At 23.0% G+C, this 13,548-nt stretch carries 18 protein-coding genes and 1 pseudogene; 10 read left to right on the forward strand and 9 right to left on the reverse strand.

What is annotated here, in order from left to right:
* The first annotated feature begins 28 nt into the window (after nt 1-28).
* The 10 genes and pseudogenes from AAHM88_RS03395 to AAHM88_RS03440 all read left to right on the forward strand — a co-directional run bounded on the left by AAHM88_RS03395 (nt 29) and on the right by AAHM88_RS03440 (nt 10,673).
* The gene (locus tag AAHM88_RS03395) at nt 29-766 is read left to right on the forward strand and encodes a DNA-methyltransferase (protein ID WP_342262816.1); all 738 of its coding nucleotides are present in this window, start codon (nt 29-31) and stop codon (nt 764-766) included.
* Between the two features lie 3 nt (nt 767-769).
* A complete protein-coding gene (locus AAHM88_RS03400) occupies nt 770-1,273 on the forward strand; it encodes an ECF transporter S component (protein WP_342262815.1) in 504 nt (167 codons plus the stop codon).
* Nucleotides 1,274-1,290: 17 nt separating this feature from the next.
* A complete protein-coding gene (locus AAHM88_RS03405; protein ID WP_342263012.1) occupies nt 1,291-1,680 on the forward strand; it encodes a hypothetical protein in 390 nt (129 codons plus the stop codon).
* Nucleotides 1,681-1,809: 129 nt separating this feature from the next.
* Complete coding sequence (locus AAHM88_RS03410; protein WP_342262813.1) at nt 1,810-2,991, forward strand: plasmid recombination protein; 1,182 nt, start codon at nt 1,810-1,812, stop codon at nt 2,989-2,991.
* Between the two features lie 4 nt (nt 2,992-2,995).
* Nucleotides 2,996-5,074: a VirD4-like conjugal transfer protein, CD1115 family gene (locus tag AAHM88_RS03415; RefSeq protein WP_342262812.1), complete on the forward strand. Its 2,079-nt coding sequence runs from the start codon at nt 2,996-2,998 to the stop codon at nt 5,072-5,074.
* Between the two features lie 358 nt (nt 5,075-5,432).
* Nucleotides 5,433-5,966: a hypothetical protein gene (locus AAHM88_RS03420; RefSeq protein WP_342263011.1), complete on the forward strand. Its 534-nt coding sequence runs from the start codon at nt 5,433-5,435 to the stop codon at nt 5,964-5,966.
* A gap of 32 nt (nt 5,967-5,998) precedes the next feature.
* Complete coding sequence (locus tag AAHM88_RS03425) at nt 5,999-6,817, forward strand: Mbov_0401 family ICE element transposase-like protein (RefSeq protein ID WP_342263262.1); 819 nt, start codon at nt 5,999-6,001, stop codon at nt 6,815-6,817.
* Nucleotides 6,818-7,090: 273 nt separating this feature from the next.
* Nucleotides 7,091-8,880: pseudogene (locus AAHM88_RS03430) on the forward strand (VirD4-like conjugal transfer protein, CD1115 family).
* Between the two features lie 370 nt (nt 8,881-9,250).
* On the forward strand, nt 9,251-9,778 hold the full coding sequence (locus AAHM88_RS03435) for a UPF0236 family transposase-like protein (RefSeq protein ID WP_342263263.1): 528 nt from the start codon (nt 9,251-9,253) through the stop codon (nt 9,776-9,778).
* The gene (locus tag AAHM88_RS03440; RefSeq protein WP_342263264.1) at nt 9,750-10,673 is read left to right on the forward strand and encodes an Mbov_0401 family ICE element transposase-like protein; all 924 of its coding nucleotides are present in this window, start codon (nt 9,750-9,752) and stop codon (nt 10,671-10,673) included. The genes AAHM88_RS03435 and AAHM88_RS03440 overlap by 29 nt, the downstream gene beginning before the upstream one ends.
* A 385-nt stretch (nt 10,674-11,058) precedes the next feature.
* Here AAHM88_RS03440 and AAHM88_RS03445 read toward each other — a convergent pair whose 3' ends face one another.
* From AAHM88_RS03445 to AAHM88_RS03485, 9 genes are all read right to left on the reverse strand, one after another.
* Complete coding sequence (locus tag AAHM88_RS03445) at nt 11,059-11,418, reverse strand: hypothetical protein (RefSeq protein WP_342263265.1); 360 nt, start codon at nt 11,416-11,418, stop codon at nt 11,059-11,061.
* Nucleotides 11,345-11,653 (reverse strand): hypothetical protein, encoded by a 309-nt coding sequence (locus AAHM88_RS03450; RefSeq protein WP_342263266.1) that lies wholly within the window; start codon nt 11,651-11,653, stop codon nt 11,345-11,347. The genes AAHM88_RS03445 and AAHM88_RS03450 overlap by 74 nt, the downstream gene beginning before the upstream one ends.
* Nucleotides 11,654-11,679: 26 nt before the next feature.
* The gene (locus tag AAHM88_RS03455) at nt 11,680-12,021 is read right to left on the reverse strand and encodes a hypothetical protein (protein ID WP_342263267.1); all 342 of its coding nucleotides are present in this window, start codon (nt 12,019-12,021) and stop codon (nt 11,680-11,682) included.
* Between the two features lie 105 nt (nt 12,022-12,126).
* A complete protein-coding gene (locus AAHM88_RS03460) occupies nt 12,127-12,288 on the reverse strand; it encodes a hypothetical protein (protein WP_342263268.1) in 162 nt (53 codons plus the stop codon).
* 19 nt (nt 12,289-12,307) lie between these two features.
* Nucleotides 12,308-12,442, reverse strand: coding sequence for a hypothetical protein (locus AAHM88_RS03465; protein WP_338968593.1), 135 nt, complete (start codon nt 12,440-12,442; stop codon nt 12,308-12,310).
* Nucleotides 12,443-12,453: 11 nt separating this feature from the next.
* Nucleotides 12,454-12,684, reverse strand: a complete 231-nt coding sequence (locus AAHM88_RS03470) for a hypothetical protein (RefSeq protein ID WP_342263269.1) — start codon at nt 12,682-12,684, stop codon at nt 12,454-12,456.
* Between the two features lie 3 nt (nt 12,685-12,687).
* On the reverse strand, nt 12,688-12,849 hold the full coding sequence (locus tag AAHM88_RS03475) for a hypothetical protein (RefSeq protein WP_338982040.1): 162 nt from the start codon (nt 12,847-12,849) through the stop codon (nt 12,688-12,690).
* Nucleotides 12,849-13,070, reverse strand: a complete 222-nt coding sequence (locus tag AAHM88_RS03480; protein ID WP_342262239.1) for a hypothetical protein — start codon at nt 13,068-13,070, stop codon at nt 12,849-12,851. The genes AAHM88_RS03475 and AAHM88_RS03480 overlap by 1 nt, the downstream gene beginning before the upstream one ends.
* 2 nt (nt 13,071-13,072) lie before the next feature.
* Nucleotides 13,073-13,399: a hypothetical protein gene (locus tag AAHM88_RS03485; RefSeq protein ID WP_342263270.1), complete on the reverse strand. Its 327-nt coding sequence runs from the start codon at nt 13,397-13,399 to the stop codon at nt 13,073-13,075.
* Between the last annotated feature and the right edge of the window lie 149 nt (nt 13,400-13,548).

Here is a 13,548-nt window from a genome sequence, read left to right on the forward strand (position 1 = left end):
TTTTTATTTTAGAAAGGTGGTGGTGTTAATGATATTTAAGACAAATTTAGGAAAATTAATAAATGGTGATGCATTAGTTTTTATTAAAAGTTTAGAAAATGATAGCGTTGATTTAATATTAACTGATCCACCTTATTTATATAATTTGCCAAAAAGAAAAAACGAGCAAAGAAATGAAAATAGGATATCAAAAAGTATAAATAAATATATTAATGCTATCTATGATAATAATTTACATAATTCATTTGATATAAATACCTATTTAGATGAATTTTATCGAATTTCAAAAACTAAATTTATGTTAATTTGAATGAATAGAAGACAAATTAAAGATTACTTAGATTGAGTTTATAAAAATAATATGAATTTTGATTTTTATTTATGAGAAAAAACAAACCCAATGCCAACTAATAGTTTTATTTTGCAAGATAAAGAATATTGCATGATTATTTATTCTAAAAAGCATCCAATTCCAAATTATCAAAATAACTATGAAAATAAAAAAACAATATTTAAAAACCCAATAGGTTCAGCTTATAAAATAACAGAACATCCAACAGAAAAACCATTAAATATATTTGGCGATTTAATTCAAAAATATAGCAAAGAAAATGATTTAATTTTAGATTGTTTTTTAGGCAGTGGTACAACTGCGTATGCTTGTGAACAGTTAAACCGAAAATGACTAGGTTGTGAAATGAATAATAATTACTTTGCAATGATACAAAAGCGATTAAAGAAAATACAACTTAAATTTAGTTTTTAAAAAATGAATAACTTTCAATTAATTAAAAAAATAAATTATGTGGCAGTTTTAATTGCCATGATGGTTGTATTATCGCAAACTATGCGAATCCAAATTATTCCAAGAACAACAATTCCATTATTTTTAATGCCTATTTTTCTAAGCGGATTTATTTTAAATTGATATTGATGTTTATTAGTCGGATTTATGGGCCATTTTCTATCTGATTTAACATTATGAGGTTTTACTGTGGGATCATTATGTTGAAATATCGGCACAGGCTTATTGGCAATTTCAATTAAACTAATTAATTGAATCAAAATAAATCATATTATTAAAATTATTCTAATTTTATTAGCAAACATAATTATTTATCTTCCGATTGATTTTGTGCTTTTTTGATTAAATTTAGGTGTTTTAAATATAGAACAAATAATTATCGGAATATTAATTACAAATACAATATTCTTGCCAATATTTTATTTATTAACATTAAAAATTATAAAAAGAGTAAAAATAATTTTATAGAGAAAGGAACTATCAAAATGAAAGAAACAGAAAAATATATAAGTTATCAAATTATGACAAGTAATTTAATTTTAACAAAACCTTATTATGATAATAAAGGTAGTAAATGAATTGAGTTAAGGATAAAAGATTTATTGTATCCTTATGCAAGTATTAATATAAATAATAAATATTGTAAATTACAATATAATAAGGAATATTGTTTTATTATAATTTTTAAAAATCAAAACTTTTATATCAAAAATAAAGATGGGAAAATTGAGGGCGAGGTTAATTGAGAAAAACTGCACCCTTTTTTGTTGGCGATGGATAAACAATGTTTAATTAAAAAAGCCGAGAAAAAACAAATACACCAAGAAAATTTAAAATATTTTAATGGTAATAAATTTCCGAAAAAAGACAATTAATTAGACAAAATAAAAATGAAATTTTTGATATTTTTTGGCAAAGCCAAAATGTATGATGAGTAGTAATTTTGGCTTTTTAAATTTAACAAATTTTAAAAGGTAAAAATTTCCAACAAGGAGGAATAAAATATGGAAAAAGAATATAAATTTAAGTCATCACCACCCATTGCAACTTTTAAAAAATATAAAAGTGGTACAGTTGATAAATTAATACGACATAATTTTAGAATTAAGGTACCTGAAAATGTTAACCCTGAATTTACAAAATATAATTTTTACTATGTTAATGGCATAAAAGAAAAAATTAGCAATGATAAAGGTTTTGAGTTAGCAAATAATAAAAGATTTAAATTATTAAAAAATATAGAAGAAGATTGAAATAAGCAACAACAAAAATATAGTGAAGCACAAAAATCAACTTTTAAAGAGTTTTGTAATAAACATAATACTTACATAGAAATTGTTTTGCCAGCAACGAGGCAAGAATGATTTGAAAAAATGGGAATATGTCAATTTACAGATATTCAAGTATGAGATAAAAAAACAGATACGCGGAAAATGGGACAATTAATTCCTGAAAGTATCAATTGGAATAAATTAAATGAATGAGTTAATATTGAAATAAATTTTATGAAACAATGAATGAAAAATAATCTTAAAACAGATATGGGATATTTGTATTCAGCAGTTCATATGGACGAAACAACACCTCATATTCATTTCGGTTTTATTCCAATTAGTGAAATTTTTTCAAAAAAACTTAATGAAAAAAGATACATAATTAGTAATAATCGGATTTTTGGGGGTAAAAAACAACTACAAAAATTCAATAATTATCATGCTAATTATTTAACAAAAGCAGGTTATGAAATCGAACCTGGCGAAATTGGAAGTAAAGGTAGTTATAATGCTATGAATTTTCGGCAAGTTAAGGAATTTGAACGAAATAAATTAGAAAATGAAATTAATAATCTATTTGATCAATACAAGTCTACCAAAGACAATGTTAAAGAATTTAACAAAATTAAAAGCATCAGTGATGATTATGATAGTTTAATTTATGAAATTAAACAATATTTAAAATATGAAAATAATTTTACAGATTATGAAATAAACCAATTAACTAAATATTTAGATTTAGCAGAAAAAATCAAATACTACAAAATTATCACCACCATTCCTGGAGCAAAAGAATCAGATTTTAAAAATATGAGTTTAATTGAACAAGAATTTAATGAAATGGTTTTTAAAATTAATCCTATTATGCAAAAAGGTTATGATTTAGTGAGCAGTTTAGAAAGAGAGTTATAAAAATATGTGAAATAAAATAAAAAAGAAAAAAACAAGTTTATTAATTGGTCTATGTTTTGTTCCAATTATTTTTATTTTTTGTTTAACATTATTTGGAATAGGTTATTCAATTTTTATTAATTGAAAAGAAATTACAATATTTATCAATGAAATTAAGCAATTTAAAATATTATCCTGATGAAATTATGTAATTAAAAATAAATACGGATTATTAATAACAGTTGGATTAAGTTTAGCGTTTTATTGCTGGTTTTTTTATTTTGTTTTATTTAGTAAAGTGAAGAGTAAAGAAACTGCAATTAAAACAACTGATAAAATAGATTTTGGTGATAGTAAATGATTAAGTATAAAAGAAATTGATGATATTAGTGATAGAGTTAATATCAAAGATAATTATAAAAATACAGGCTTTGTTTTTAATTGTAATAAAAACAAAAAAGATTTATTGTTTAATTTAAAAAACAATATTCATAGTGTTATTGTTGGTTCAACAGCAAGCGGAAAAACACAAGGCATAGTATTACCAACAATTTATTTAAATGGAAAATCAACTGCTAAACCAACTATGATCATAACCGATCCCAAGGGAGAATTATATAATTTAACTAGTGGGTTTTTAGCAGAAAATAGTTATAAAATAAAAGTTATTGATTTTCGTAATTTAGAAAAAGGAAATACTTGAAATCCACTAAAACTAATTTATGACGACTTTATTAAAATGATAATGACAAATAACGAAAAAGAAAAAACGAGATGAAAAATAAAATATCAAGATAAAATTAGATCACTTAGTCGTATGTTAATTGACAAAAATATTGAAGATGAATTTTGAAATAATTCAGCAAGTATGATTATTCAAGGAATTATTTTGGCATTATTAGAAGATTATGAAGATAAAATAAGCAAAAATAATTTAATAACAGAAATAGAAGAAATTTTAAAAAAAGAATTATTTTTCAACAAATTTAATATGGCGTCAGTGGCAGCAATCGCTAGTTTTAAAAAAGATCTAGTTAAATGACTTAATAATCGAAAAAATACCAGCATTGCCAAAATAACCGCAAGCCAAGTTTTGGTTGATAGTAAAGAAAATCGGACACTAGATGCTATTTTAATGACTGTTGCAAAAAGTTTAGAAATATTTAACAATGATTTTATTCGTAATTTAACATCCCAAAATGATATTAATTACAATGATTTTATCGAATATCCAACAGTTTTATACATCATATTTAGTGACGAAAATGATAATTACTATAAATTAATAGCAATATTAATTAGTCAAATTTATCAATTTTTAACAAATAAAGCAAGTGAAACAATCGAACAAAAACTAGAAAAACGAGTATATTTTATTTTAGATGAATTTGCTAATTTAACAAAAATAAATAACATTGAAAAATGAGTTAGTATTTCGCGCAGCAGAAACATATTTTTTCAATTTATTTTACAAGATATTAACCAATTAAAATTAAATTATGGTGATACAATAGCAAAAATTATTTTAAATAACTGTGGGATGCATATTTTCTTACATACCAACGATTTAGAAACAATAAAATATTATAGTGAATTATTTGGAACAAAAACAATCGAACAAATTAGTATTAATGAAAATAAAAGCAATATTAGTGTTTCAAAAAATTTAAAAAGTCACCCCCTAATGTTAACTAGTGAATTAGCAAATTTAAAACAAGGTCAAGGAATTGTTAAAATAGCACGCTATAATCCAATGAAAATAACTTTAAAACTATGAAAAGATTTAAAGTTAGTAGAAAAAACAAACACATTTAAATTAAAAGAAATTGAATATATCAATTTCAATCAAGAATATTTTTATGATATTAAAAATAACAAAAAAGAAATAAAAGAAAATTACATTAATGAATTTGCTAATTTAACAACAGAAAAAATTACAATAAATATTAATAATTTAAAAATGCAATTAAGAGAGTATGAAAATACAAATTACAAATCTATTCAAAATAAAACAATGATAAATTTACTTTTACAAAAAATCAAAAACCTTGAAATAGAATTAATCAAAAGACAAGAAACCAATAATTATTCTGAAAAGGAATAATTATTTTTTATAAATAGTAAGATTTCACAAAGTGGTCAAGCTGGAACACTAAAAAATAAACGAAGTGGGAGGATATCTGATAAGGTTAATCAACTAATTAAATTAGTACTACATGGGGCAGAAGAGTAGTCGCAAGTGATTAATTAAACCAATTCCTAAGGGAAACTATGCCTAAAAGAAGACAAGCAATGAATTTATTTAACAAATAACTAATAATAAACAAAAAGAAAATAGAATAAGAAGGTTAATTAATTTCTCTCTTTCTCTCAATAAAAATATGACTATGACTGCTGACAAATTATTTGAAGCAGTATAAAATTTTACTATCATGCAATGATGATTTATAGGAGAAAAATATATGTTTTTAAATAGTTTGATAAAAGATATAAACTTTGTTGAAGAAGTAAATATTGATGTTAATTTCATAGAAAAACAAAAATTAAAAGAGAAATATGAAAACCTTGATCAAGAATTAAGAGAACAAAATTGTAATGGTAAAAATGGTTTTATTTTATGAGGAAAAAAAGATAAAACTATGAAAACTCCTTTTGGTAATATTATAATTAAAGTTTCTAGATTCCGTTATTATGATGATGAAAAAAATAAATTTAGAACAACAACTTTATTAAATAAATCAATTGGATTAAAAAATAATCAAACAATTATTTTAAGTGTTAAAATATCAATTTGAAAAGAAATGGATAGTGCTAAAAGACAAAGAGATATTAAGGATATGTTTCCGAAGTTAAAGATATCTAAGATGTCAATTACAAATATTAATAAAGAAGTTGATTTTGCTAAATTATTTAAAGAACAATTAAAAACAAAGACAGAAAAAATCAATGTTCAAACACCATATTTATATGCTGGTGTTGATGATTCTTTTAGGTAATTTAACAAAATATAAAAAAAATAGAAAAAAACATGTTTAGAGTAGCGTATTTCCACACTGGATATGATGAAATAAAAAGCACTAAAAATAAAAATGTTTTAAGAGATAAAAAGATTTTTATCGTAATGAAATCAGTAAAAAATAAATATTATCTTATTAAAAAATATAAAAAAGAATTTTTACATTTTTTACATAAAAATTATAATATTGAAAATTGTAAATTAACTCTTGCAGGAGATGGGGCAACATGAATTCAAAAATTCGCTAATGAAATTGGTGCAATTTATATTTTAGATGAATTTCACCTAATGAAAGAATTAAAAACAATAGTTCCTTATCGAAGAAGAAAACTTACTAAAAATTTAACTGATAACGAAAAAATAAGAAAACAAATTTATTGAGATATGAATAAATTATTTAAAAGTGGCAACCCTGATGAAGCGATAAAATATTTAAAAAATTTAATAAAAATTAAGAACATTAAAGAACATCCATTTTTGAAAGATAAAAAAGAAGATATAAAAAAATTTATTAATTATATTAATAAAAGAAAAGATGGAATTAAGGTTTATAAAGAAGATTGATATAAAGGGTCATGCACTGAATCACAAATTTCGCATAATGTAAAATGATTAAAAGGATATGGCTCTAAATCATATAGTGAAAAAGTTTTCAAAAATATGATTGCAATGAAAATGGCGAAAGAAAACGGGGTTAATTTAATTGAGTTTTATCTTAATAAGTTAAATAAAAAACTGCAAAAAGAACATAGTTATTATTTTAAAAATAATGATAATTACCAATTTTTAATAAATAATAATATTTCTCGACAAGCACAAGCATTTATTTAAAATTTAAAAAAATTCAATAAATATTTATTAAATAATTTTTGGGATTATTATTTTTCGTTTGCAATTTTGTAATTTTGTGTTATGATAAAAATGGTTAAAAAAGATAAGTTTGTCTTTTTCTTAGTTAGTTTTATTTTAATAGATAAATATTTATTTAAATAAAACATCACCCACCGAATAATTTATGCCCTCAGTAAATACGGATTATTAATAACAGTTGGATTAAGTTTAGCGTTTTATTGCTGATTTTTTTATTTTGTTTTATTTAGTAAAGTGAAGAATAAAGAAACTGCAATTAAAACAACCAATAAAATAGATTTTGGAGATAGTAAATGATTAAGTATAAAAGAAATTGATGATATTAGTGAAAAAGTTAATATCAAAGATAATTATAAAAATACAGGCTTTGTTTTTAATTGTAATAAAAACAAAAAATATTTATTGTTTAATTTAAAAAACAATATTCATAGTGTTGTTGTTGGCTCAACAGCAAGCAGAAAAACACAAGGAATAGTATTACCAACAATTTATTTAAACGGAAAATCAACCGCTAAACCAACTATGATCATAACCGACCCTAAGGGGGAATTATATAATTTAACCAGTGGGTTTTTAGAGGAAAATGGTTATAAAATAAAAGTTGTTGATTTTCGTAATTTAGAGAAAGGAAATACTTGAAATCCATTAAAAATAATTTATGATGACTTTATTAAAATGATAATAACAGATAATGAAAAAGATAAAATAAAATGAAAAATAAAATACCAAGATAAAATTAGAACATTTAGTCATATGTTAATTGTGAATAAAAATATTGAAAATAAATTTTGAAATAATTCAGCAAGAATGATTATTCAAGGAATTATTTTGGCAATATTAGAAGATTATGAAGATAAAATAAACAAAAATAATTTAACAACAGAAATCGAAGAAATTTTAAACCAAGAACTATTTTTTAACAAATTTAATATGGCATCAGTGGCAGCAATCGCTAGTTTTAAAAAAGATTTAGTTGAATGACTAAATAATCGAAAAAATACCAGCATTGCCAAAATCACTGCGAGCCAGGCTTTGGTTGATAGTAAAGAAAATCGGACACTAGATAGTATTTTGAGTACTATTTATGAAAGTTTAGAAATATTTAACAATGATTTTATTCGTAATTTAACATCCCAAAATGATATTAATTACAATGATTTTATCGAATATCCAACAGTTTTATACATTATATTAGCGATGAAAATGATAATTACTATAAATTAATAGCAATATTAATTAGTCAAATTTATCAATTTTTAACAAATCACGCAAGTAAAACAACACAACGAAAATTAGAAAAACCAGTATATTTTATATTAGATGAATTTGCTAATTTAACAAAAATAAATAATTTTGAAAGATGAGTTAGCATTTCACGCGATAGAAACATCTTTTTTCAATTAATATTACAAGATATCAACCAATTAAAATTAAATTATGGTGATACAATAGCAAAAATTATTTTAAATAATTGTGGAATGCATATTTTCTTACACACCAACGATTTAGAAACAATTAAATATTATAGCGAATTATTTGGTACAAAAACAATCGAACAAATTAGTATCAATGAAAATAAAAGCAATATTAGTGTTTCAAAAAATTTAAAAAGCCATCCGCTAATGTTAACTAGTGAGTTAGCAAATTTAAAACAAAGACAAGGAATTGTTAAAATATCACGCTATAACCCAATGAAAATAACTTTAAAACTATGAAAAGATTTAAAGTTATCAGAAAAAACAAACCCATTTAAATTAAAAGAAATTGAATATATCAATTTCAATAAAGAATATTTTTATGATATTAAAAATAATAAAAAAGAAATGAAAGAAAATGAAACTAATGAATTTGCCAATTTAACAACAGAAGAAATTACAACAAATATTAATAATTTAAAAATACAATTAACAGAATATGAAAAAACAAACTATAAATCTATTCAAAATAAAACAATGATAAATTTACTTTTACAAAAAATTAAAAACCTTGAAACAGAGTTAATCAAAAGACAAGAAAACCAATAATTATTCTGAAAAGGAATAATTATTTTTTATAAATAGTAAGATTTCACAAAGTGGTCAAGCTGGAACACTAAAAAATAAACGAAGTGGGAGGAAATCTGATAAGGTTAATCAACTAATTTAATTAGTACTACATGGGGCAGAAGCGTAGTCGCAAGTGATTAACTAAACCATACCTAAGGGAAACTATGCCTAAAAGAGGATAAGCAACAAAGTTATTTAACAAATAACTAGTGAAAAAAAAGAAAGATAGTAAGATTAATAAATTTTTCTCTTTCTATTAATAAAAAATATGATTACGATTGCTGACAAATTATTTTAAGCAGTATATGATTTCACTATCATTAAATGATGATTTATAGGAGAAAATTATATGTTGAATGTTTTTAACACTATTGATTTTAGAGAAAAAGTAAATATTGATGTTAATGAAGTAGGAAAAAGATTAATATTAGAAGAATGAGAAAGCACTGATCAAGAATTAAGAAAACAAAATTGCAATGGTCAAAATGGTTATATTATGTGAGGGAAAAGACCTTTTACAGAAAAAACAGAGTATGGCGATATTACTTTTTATAGAACATTATTTCGTTTTTACAATAAAGATACTAATAAATATGAATTTGTTTTTTTATTTGATAAAAAAATTGGGAGAAAAAAATGAAGTAGAATTAGCATTTTTATTAAAATAGCAATTTGAAAAGAAATGGATAGTGCTAAAAGACAAAGAGATATTAAGGATATGTATCCAAAATTAAACATATCCAATATGACAATCACAAATATTAATAAAGAGGTTAATTTTGATAAATTATTTAAAGAACAATTAAAAACAAAGACAGAAAAAATAAATGTTCAAACACCATATTTATATGCTGGAGTTGACGATTCTTTTAGGTAATTTAACAAAATATAAAAAAATAGAAAAAAACATGTTTAGAGTAGCATATTTCCATACTGGATATGATGAAATAAAAAGTACTAAAAACAAAAATGTTTTAAGAGATAAAAAGATTTTTATTGTTATGAAATCAGTAAAAAATAAATATTATCTTATTAAAAAATATAAAAAAGAATTTTTACATTTTTTAAATCAAAATTTTAATATTGAAAATTGTAAGTTAACGCTGGCAGGTGATGGAGCAACATGAATTCAAAAATTCGCTAATGAAATTGGTGCAATTTATATTTTAGATGAATTTCACTTAATGAAAGAATTAAAAACAATAGTTCCTTATCGAAGAAGAAAACTTACCAAAAATTTAACTGATAACGAAAAAATAAGAAAACAAATTTATTTAGATATGAATAAATTATTGAAAAGTGGCGACCCTGATGAAGCGATAAAATATTTAAAAAATTTAATAAAAATCAAGAACATTAAAGAACATCCATTTTTGAAAGATAAAAAAGAAGATATAAAAAAATTTATTAATTATATTAATAAAAGAAAAGATGGGATTAAGGTTTATAAAGAAGATTGATATAAAGGGTCTTGCACTGAATCACAAATTTCACATAATGTCAAATGATTAAAAGGATATGGCTCTAAATCATATAGTGAAAAAGTTTTCAAAAATATGATTGCAATGAAAATGGCGAAAGAAAACGGGGTTAATTTAATTGAGTTTTATCTTAATAAGTTAAATAAAAAATTGCAAAGAGAACATAATTATTATTTTAAAAATGATGCTAATCACCTACAAAAAGAACATAATTATTATTTCAAAAATAACGCTAATCACCAATTTTTAATAAATAAAAATGTTTCTCAACAAGCAAGCGTGTTTATTTAAAATATAAAACAATTCAATAAATATTTATTAAATAATTTTATAAATTATTAGGACGCATAAAGTTTTGTTAGGTAGGAAAAGGTTTAAATAATTTTGAAAGAAAAGCAACTAAAAATTGATTACCTTTTTATTTAAAAAATAAGTAATAAAACAAAATATTTAATATTAACAAACATAATCTTAATAAAAGGTTATAAAACCTAAGTAAAATGCTTACAAAAACAATATTAAAATAATTTTTTACAACAAAAATCGTACATAGGATATATATACTTAATTTGAATATTGAAATAATTTATAGTAAATGATTATTTTTTCTTTTTTAAAAAATACCTAAGAAAACTAAATGCGACCAATTATATTTTTGTTTTGTAATTTTGTGATTTTATGTTATTATCAAGATGGTTAAAAAAGATAAATTTGTCTTTTCCTTAGTTAGTTTTATTTTAATAGATAAAATATTTGTTAAAATAAGACATCACCAAACGAATATTTTATTCCATCAAAACGCTAGGTAAAAAGAATTGTAAGTGTTAAGTATTGGTAGAGGAATTTTTAGTTTAAAAAAATAAATATCAAGTTCAGGAATATCACGATATTTAATGCGACGACCCTTTTTACTATTTTTAGCATCAATTAAGGTGTTTCGTCAGCGTTCATATTCTTCAATGCTAGTAAAGGTACCATAGATGACTTTTAAATAAGGGCGAAAAATATTTAACGGGTTTTTTGCGAATTCCCACAATTACATTATTAGCAATATCACGAACCTTAACTCATATATGTTTATCTCTTTGACCGCTAGCGAGAACAATGTGACCAAAATGCCGTGCCAAAGCGAAATATTCTTGAATACCAGTTTCTTCGTTTTTGGTATTATTTTTTTCTCAATCAGTTCCTTCTAAAAATAAATTAGTTTCATCTCACAAAAGTAAAGTTTTGTCTGGCAATACCGGATAATCAAAGTCTAATAACCCCATATGACCTAAACTTAATTTTTGGGTTTCTAGAGTAATGGAAAGGTTGAGGCGATGTGATATTTCTTCTTTTTTAGTAATTTTGATGCGTATACTAGAAAAGCGGTTTTACCAGTTCCTAATGAACCAATCACAATATTTAATGGTGAGTTTTTTAAGAAGTTAATAACTTTGTTAATTTGTGTTAAATTACCAATTTTGAAAAGGAAAATTAAAATACAACCTGCTAAAAATAAGTAGCTCACAATGTTTTTAAAATAACCGTTATAAACGTATCAAATTGCTCCTCAATGTCATAAAATTAAAAATGAGGTGCGATTCAATTCAATAAAATGATTATTTTTTTCTATTATTCATTTGCAAAATTTCATCTTGCACCTCACTTTATTTTTTTGTTAGCGTACTGCTCCAAGTAATTTTTCAAACATTTTAAAGCAAATAAAGAATATTGCCAAAATAAATGGAAAAATGAATATTTAGTAATCAGCAAAGAAGTTACCAACTTGTGGCATATTAACAGCAATAATTTCTCACATTTTAGTAAACGCCGTTATAATTGCATTTCATAATTTAGTCATCGCATCACTAGCTGTTATTTTTGTTACTGCTGGTGCATCAACTAAGAAAGTTCCAATCATATAATCACCCCCTTTCTTTTTAAAACATTCATCATTTATATTCAAAGTTTTTCTTAAATTTGTTAAAACCACGATTAACCTTAACTCGGTTATATTTTTTTCTAATTAATTTTGAATTTCTTTGTGAATGCATCACAATGTAACTTCTTGACATTACTTTTGCTTTTATCTAAATACTGATATGGTTTTTCAAAGTAGCATTAGAATAAATCACACCATAATCGCCGTTAGTAACCAAAAGGCAATGTTTGCTATTAAAAGTCAAAGTGTTTCTTGGGTTAAATCAATTTCTTTGCCACCACTAATATGGGCCGGAATAGTTGTAATTTGAATAAATAAATCTCAGAAAGTTTGTTTAATTTGTTCTCAATTAAATTCCTTTAAATTTATTGTCATTTTTTATCTCCCAAAAATCATTTTTATTGGTAAATACATAATTGAAATTAATGCGAAAAGAAAAGTAATGATAATAATTAATCCGGCAATAAACGCAACTTGTGCAGGCATTTTTTCTATTGGAACAAACAGTTTTAAGAATTCCATAATAATTTCTCAAAACATTATTTTTTATTCTCATTATTTTCTTTTGAATTAGGAGCTTTAACTCATTCTTCAAAGCGAGCAATAAATACTTTTTCGTCTTTTGTAAAATTACCAGTATTATTTTTAATGGCATTTTTATATTTAATTCTAATTTTTATTTTGGCATAAATTTTATAAGCAAAATATGCCAATAGCATTATGCAAATGATAATAAATATTATTCCAATCGCAATATTCATTTTTAAGCTCCTTTAAAATAGTTATAATTTATATCTTTTTTGTTGTTTTCTTTTTCGGCAACAAAAAAACCTAATAATTCTTGTCCTTTAATTAACTTGGTTTCTTTTTCTTTTTGATTAATTGAGATTACTTGATATTTACTATCTTTTATTACTCCGATGCAGATGGAATTTTCATATTTTCCTTTATAAACAAATCGCTTTGGAAACCAAATGCCGATTTGTTCATTAAATCACGGAATTTTTGGTGCTTTAATAAGCATTGCGTTTTGCGTTTCTTTTAAGAGATATTTTTTAGTATTTAAGAAAATGTTTTCAATGTTTTTCATAATAAATTACCTTTCTTATTTGTTATAAACTAAGTTATATTAACTAAGTTAGTTAACTTAGTTTTTTAAACACTTATATATCGCAGATTTAAGTGTTTAACAAGCTTTGTTAGTAAATTTTGTTTTTTTAATTAGATAAAGATTTTAAT

This window comes from Spiroplasma endosymbiont of Dromius quadrimaculatus (assembly GCF_964031155.1).
Taxonomy (GTDB): Bacteria; Bacillota_I; Bacilli_A; order Mycoplasmatales; family Nriv7; genus Nriv7.